General features: G+C 68.9%; 6 protein-coding genes. 4 read left to right on the top strand and 2 right to left on the bottom strand.

Translation table 11 applies throughout. The features are described from left to right. Positions 1 to 119: 119 nt before the first annotated feature. On the bottom strand, positions 120 to 941 hold the full coding sequence (locus tag H4N64_RS39970) for an SCO6745 family protein (protein WP_186287528.1): 822 nt from the start codon (positions 939 to 941) through the stop codon (positions 120 to 122). An 80-nt stretch (positions 942 to 1,021) separates the two neighbouring features. Continuing rightward, the gene (locus H4N64_RS39965) at positions 1,022 to 1,852 is read right to left on the bottom strand and encodes an alpha/beta fold hydrolase (RefSeq protein ID WP_186287533.1); all 831 of its coding nucleotides are present in this window, start codon (positions 1,850 to 1,852) and stop codon (positions 1,022 to 1,024) included. Between the two features lie 153 nt (positions 1,853 to 2,005). On the opposite strand from H4N64_RS39965, the gene H4N64_RS39960 reads away from it, so the two are divergent. The 4 genes from H4N64_RS39960 to H4N64_RS39945 all read left to right on the top strand — a co-directional run bounded on the left by H4N64_RS39960 (position 2,006) and on the right by H4N64_RS39945 (position 6,206). Continuing rightward, positions 2,006 to 3,205 (top strand): acetyl-CoA C-acyltransferase, encoded by a 1,200-nt coding sequence (locus H4N64_RS39960; RefSeq protein WP_186287527.1) that lies wholly within the window; start codon positions 2,006 to 2,008, stop codon positions 3,203 to 3,205. A gap of 10 nt (positions 3,206 to 3,215) precedes the next feature. Beyond that, positions 3,216 to 3,845: an HAD family hydrolase gene (locus tag H4N64_RS39955; protein ID WP_336246937.1), complete on the top strand. Its 630-nt coding sequence runs from the start codon at positions 3,216 to 3,218 to the stop codon at positions 3,843 to 3,845. An 89-nt stretch (positions 3,846 to 3,934) separates the two neighbouring features. Further along, on the top strand, positions 3,935 to 5,458 hold the full coding sequence (locus H4N64_RS39950; protein WP_186287525.1) for a class I adenylate-forming enzyme family protein: 1,524 nt from the start codon (positions 3,935 to 3,937) through the stop codon (positions 5,456 to 5,458). Positions 5,459 to 5,513: 55 nt separating this feature from the next. Continuing rightward, complete coding sequence (locus H4N64_RS39945) at positions 5,514 to 6,206, top strand: TetR/AcrR family transcriptional regulator (protein ID WP_186287524.1); 693 nt, start codon at positions 5,514 to 5,516, stop codon at positions 6,204 to 6,206. Positions 6,207 to 6,258 lie beyond the last annotated feature (52 nt).

Raw genomic sequence — 6,258 nt, 5'->3', positions numbered from 1 at the left:
TCTGCGGGGTGCCATGCCGTCGCTCGGCCGTGGCACGCACCCCGGTGAACTCCGTTGCCGTGGTGGTGTTTCCACAGGCACTTCAACATCGCACGAGGCGAAGGGGACAAGGGCCCCGGTCAGCCCAGACTGAGAAGGCCGGCGTCGACGACCGCGCGCCCGAAGGGGCTCGCGAGTTCGGCGAGACGCTCACAGTCGGCGTCGCCCAGGGCGGCGTAGGAGGGAAGGGCCAGACGGTCGGTGCGGTCCTCGATGTGCCGGCGCAGGAGTTCACCTTCCGGGCTGAGGGAGTCGCCGTCGAGGAGACCTCGCTCGCGCAGGCGCTCCTGGGCTCCGACCCACTCCTCCTCGGGCCATGCACGGCTCGCCTTGAGGAAACCGACGGGAACCTCACCGGTTGCGGCATGCAGAATCAGGGCCTCCAAGCCCCCGACGCCCTCGCTCAGCAGGCACGCGACATGGCCGTCGCCACGGAACTCCCGGAGCAGTGTCTGGGCATGCCACAGTTGCAGCACCGGCTCCTCCGGCCAGGGCAGTGCGGCATGAGCGGCGAACAGCGGTCGGCCCTGCGCGTGTTCGCAAGCCGCCTCAGCGGCCCGGCGGGTCAGCGCCAGCACCTCGTCCAAGCCGGGCAGCTCGTGGATTCCCGCCCGTCGCAGGGCTTCGCACGCGGCGGCGTACCGCGCGTCCAGCACCTGCTGCGGCGTCGTTGCGTCCCAGGCTCCGTCGACCGCCTGCCGTACGGCATCGGGGTTGAAGTTGTAGAAGGTCGAGATGACCAGCTCGGCGGATGCCCGGCCGAACGCGGCGCTGCGGAACGTGAAGTAGCCCGCGCGTCCCCTCAGGCCGAGATCCGCGTACCGTCGCCTTGCCTCGGGGACGAAGTAGATCATGGCATGTACGGGCTCGAGACGGCGCCAGGCCGCGCGCGCTGCCTTCATGGGGGTCACCTCTTCGGAGAGTCGACGAACGGGGTACTCGCTGAACGGGGCATTCGCTGAACGGCGTATGCGCTGCCGGTTCAGTACTCGCCGTGCGCTCGCAGGTGTTCGAGCAGCAGGCGGCTCAGCGTTTCGGGCGCTTCCTCGGGGATCCAGTGGCTGACGCCCTGGAGGGTCTCGAACCGGTACGGCCCGCTGACCCACCGTCCGGTCTCCTGTGCGGCTGCCGGGCCGAACGCGCTGTCCCCCGTGCTCCAGACGTACAGCGTGGGCACGTCGATGACGCCGATCGCGCCGTCGGGTCTGCCGGCCCGGTACCAGTTCAGCGCCGCGGTGAGAGCGCCCGGCTGGGACAGCTGCCGTACGTAGGCCTCGGCACTGTCCTGCGGGACCTTTCCGGCGTAAGCGGCCCGAAGCTCCTTGGCGTCGTCGGCGAGCATGCGCTCCTCGGTCGCGGGTGTTTCGCGCCAGTCGATCATGTAGTGGGAGCGTGTGCGCTGGTCCTGGTCGGTGCGCAGGGCGGTGGCCAGAGCGCCGGGGTGCGGTGTCGAGACAACCGTCAGGGTGCGGACGCGGCCGGGGTGGGCGTGCGCGGTCCACCAGGCCACCGCGCCTCCCCAGTCATGACCGACCAGATCGAACGCTGCCCAGCCCAGTTCCTCGCTGATGGCGACCACGTCGTCGACGAGAAGGCCGATGCGATAGTCCTCGGGCCGCTGGGGGCGGGCGCCGGGGGAGTACCCGCGCTGGTCGGGTGCCACCACCCGGTAGCCGCGCGCCGCCAACGCCTCGATCTGCCGTTGCCACACCAGCCCCGTCTGCGGGAAGCCGTGCAGCAACAGCACCGGGCGGCCCTCGGGCGGACCCGCCGCGATCGCGTCGAACACGCCTGCACCGGTGGAGATGCTCAGCTCGGTCACGACCCACCCCTTCAAACCGACTGGTCGGTAGCCTTTAGGTAGGGGAGTGCGCTGTCAAGACCGCCGATTGGTTGAACATGACGCCGGATTCAACTATAACCAGGATCCGGAGGGCCGGGCACCAACAGGAAACAGTGAGGCGACATGAGAGAAGCAGTCATCGTTTCGACGGCACGGACGCCGATCGGAAAGGCTTACCGCGGCGCGTTCAATGACACCCAGGCGCAGGAACTCGCCGCCCACGCCCTTTCGCATGCGGTGCAGCGCGCCGGGCTCGAGGGAGGCGAGGTCGAGGATGTGGTCTTCGGCTGTGCCGTGCAGCAGGGCTCCTCGGGCTTCAATGTCGCGCGGCAGGCCGTTCTTCGTGCCGGACTTCCGGACACCGTGTCCGGGATGTCGATCGACCGGCAGTGCTCGTCGGGCCTGATGGCCATTGCGACGGCCGCCAAGCAGATCGTCACCGACGGCATGCAGGTCGCTGTCGGCGGCGGTGTCGAGTCGATCTCCCTGGTGCAGAACGACCACATGAACACCCACCGCATGACGGATCCCTGGCTGGTCGAGCACAAGCCGAGCATCTACCTGCCGATGCTGCACACGGCGGAGATCGTCGCCGAACGCTACGGCGTGAGCCGGGAACGCCAGGACGAGTTCGCGCTGGTGTCGCAGCAGCGCACCGCGGCGGCGCAGGATGCCGGCCGGTTCGACCAGGAGATCGTCGCGCTCGACAGTGTCAAGAAGGTCCTGGACAAGCAGTCCGGGGAGGTGCGGGACGAGGCCGTGACCCTGACCCGGGACGAGGGCAACCGTGCGTCGACCACGCTCGACGGCCTGGCCGGGCTGGCGCCGGTGCTGCCGGACGGTCAGGTGACCGCGCATTCCAGCGTCACGGCGGGCAACTCCTCGCAGTTGTCGGACGGGGCTTCGGCGTCGGTGCTGATGGAGACGAAGGAGGCCGAGCGCCGCGGACTGCAGCCGCTGGGCGTCTACCGGGGTATGACCGTTGCCGGTTGCGGGCCGGACGAGATGGGCATCGGGCCGGTGTTCGCCATTCCGAAACTGCTGAAGCAGCACAACCTCACCATCGACGACATCGGCCTGTGGGAACTCAACGAGGCGTTCGCTTCCCAGGCGCTGTACTGCCGGGACGAACTGCACATCGACCCGGAGCGGTTCAACGTCAACGGCGGCGCCATCTCGGTCGGTCATCCGTACGGAATGACGGGCGCCCGGCTCGTGGGGCACGCCCTCATCGAGGGCAAGCGCCGGGGTGTGCGGTATGTGGTGATCTCGATGTGCATCGGCGGCGGAATGGGCGCAGCCGGACTGTTCGAGGTTGCCTGAGGTGTCGAGCGTGACGGACAGGGCGCGAACCGCGGTTCTGGTGGACTTCGGCGGTGTCATCACCTCCAGTGTGCTGCGGGCTTTCACCGACTTCGGCGCCTCGCTCGGCGGCGACCCGCGGCTGCCGCTGGACCTCCTCGCCCGGGACCAGCCATCACGCGTCCTCCTGGCCGACCACGAGTGCGGCCGCATCGACGCCGAAGCCTTCGAGCGAGGATTCGCCGAACGTCTCCGTGCCCACGGCGCGGAGGTGTCGGCCGAGGGGCTCACGGCCCGGATGCAAGCGGGAATGTCGATCGACCAGGACATGCTCGTGCTGCTCGGTGATCTTCGAGCCGCGGGCCATCCCGTAGCGCTCGTGTCCAATTCGTTCGGAACCGGAACCTACGACGGCGTCGACCTCGCCGCTGTGGCCGATGCGATCGTCATCTCCGCCGAGGTCGGAATCCGCAAGCCCTCCCGACGGATCTATGCGATCGCCTGTGAACGCCTCGGCATCGACCCCGAGGAGGCAGTCATGATCGACGATCTGCAGCAGAACCTCGACGGAGCGGCACGGATCGGAATCGGGGGCGTACTGCACACCAGCGCCGCCGACACCCGCCGGCAACTCGCCGAACGCTTCGGGATCACCGCCTGACCGATCGACCGACCGCGCAGTGAGATCGGTTGCCCGGCCACACCGCCCGAGGGCTCCATCACTTGCTCACACCCCGGAAGGCACCGCCCATGACCAGCGTTTTCGATCCTGTGTGCCGCCACGCGGCCACCACTCCCGACGCCATCGCATTGCGCGGCGCCACGGATCAGTGGACCTACATTCAGCTGCGGGACGCGAGCATGCGGTTCGCGGGCGCCCTGGTCGCCGCGGGCCGGTCCCCGGGGGACCGGGTGCTGCTCGCGGCGCCGTCGGTGCCCGAGTTCGTGGTGGCTTACCTCGGGATTCAGGCCGCGGGTTGTGTCGTGGTGCCGGTCAACACGATGTCCACCCGGCCGGAGGTCGAGTACGTTCTCGGCGACGCCGGATGCTCATTGGCGATCGCATGGCACGCCCTCGGCCCCGCTGTCGCGGAGGCGGCCGCGGCCCTCTCGGTGCCCTCTTGGACACTGTCCACCGGCGCGTCGGTCACCGCTCCTCCTGCGGACGTGGTCGACCGGGACCGCGACGAGACCGCGGCCATCCTCTACACCTCGGGAACCACGGGGCGGCCGAAGGGCGCGCAACTCAGCGTCGGGAACCTGCTGTCCGCCGGGGAGATCGGCGCCGAGTGCAGCCGAGCAACGAGCGCCGACCGTACCGGCACCGGACTCCCGCTGTTCCACGTGTTCGGCCAGGCATCGGTCATGATGGCGACCTTGACCGTGGGCGGCTCGATGTCGTTGCTGGCCCGATTCGACCCGGCGTCGATGCTGGAGATGCTGCGCCGCGACCGGCTCACGATCATGGCCGGCGTACCGACCATGTGGAACGCGATGCTGCACGCGGCCGGTGATGCGAATCCAGCGGACTTCGCCGGGCTCCGTGTCGCCGTCTCAGGCGGCGCGTCGCTTCCCGGGGAGATCGCCCGGGCCTTCGAGGCCCGCTTCGGCTGCACCATCCTCGAAGGGTACGGTCTCACCGAGACCACCGCGTTCGGCACCTTCAACGACCTCGACCGCGGCGGCAAGACCGGGTACACCGGCAGGGCAGTGCCGCGGATGCAGGTTCAGGTGCGTGACGACGACGGCAAGGAGTGCGCGCCGGGTACCGTCGGCGAGGTCCACATCAAGGGACCCACGGTGATGCGCGGCTACTGGAACCGCCCCGCGGACACCGCCGCGGCCATCTCGCCCGACGGCTGGTTCCGCACCGGCGACCTGGGCGAAACCGACACGGACGGCGACCTGCGCATCGTCGACCGTGTCAAGGACCTGATCATCCGCGGCGGTTACAACGTCTACCCCGGTGAGGTCGAGGAAGTGCTCTACGAGCATCCGGACATCGTCGAGGCAGCCGTGATCGGCGTTCCCGACGAGCACTACGGCGAGGAGGTCGCCGCGCTCATCGCCGCCCGGCCCGGTTCGGAGCTCGGTGCCGCCGAGGTGTCGAGCTGGGCACGGGAGCGGCTGTCCGCCTACAAGATCCCGCGCATCGTCCGGTTCGTCGACGCGCTGCCCAAGGGTCCGACCGGGAAGATCCTCAAGCGGTCCATCGACCGTACGGCTCTGTCCCGCGACATGGCGCCCGCCGATACCGCCGCCCGACGCCACTGATCCCCCGCCCTTCGGGTTTGTGATGGTGGTGTCGGATTCAAGTAAAGTTCCCGGGATGGAGACCACTGCGCACGAGGAGATCGACGGCGAGCAGGCGCCGCCCATGGCGCCCTTCTCGCAACTTCGCGAGCCGCCCACGACGCAGCGCGGAGCGCGGACCCGGGCCGCTTTGGTGAAGGCCGCGCGGAAGGTGTTCGAGCGGGACGGCTACCTTGACACCCGCCTGACCGACATCACCAAAGAGGCTCAGTGCGCGGCGGGATCCTTCTACACCTACTTCGCCAACAAGGAAGAGGTGCTCGCCGCCGTCCTGCTGGAGGCGCAGGAGGACATGATGCACCCCGGCATGGGCCGGGTGCAGGGTACCGACGATCCCTATGCGGTACTCGAGGCAAGCAATCGCGCGTATCTCGAGGCGTACAGACGGAACGCGAAGCTGATGGGCCTGCTCGAGCAGGTCGCCCAAGTGGAGCCGGAGTTCCGTGAGTTCCGCAGGCGGCGCGGGGACGCGTTCATCCGCCGTAACGCCCGCGGCATCGCCGAGCTGCAGGCGCGCGGCGTCGCAGACCGTGAGGTCGATCCCATGATGGCCTCCCGTGCGTTGTCCGGCATGGTCAGCGTGATGGCTTACAACGCCTTCGTGCTCAGTGAAGGGCAAGAAGAAAGTACGCCGGTGGACTTCGAGGAGCTCGTGTCCACGGTCACCCGGCTCTGGGCGAACGCCCTACGGTTCCCCGGCCACCGCTGATCCGCCTGCCTCGTAGCCGTCCATCCCTCCTGGGGCTGGGCGGCTTTCTTCG

The organism is Streptomyces cupreus, assembly GCF_014257025.1.
Taxonomy (GTDB): domain Bacteria; phylum Actinomycetota; class Actinomycetes; order Streptomycetales; family Streptomycetaceae; genus Streptomyces; species Streptomyces cupreus.
This window is presented reverse-complemented; position numbering and strand designations above follow the sequence as displayed.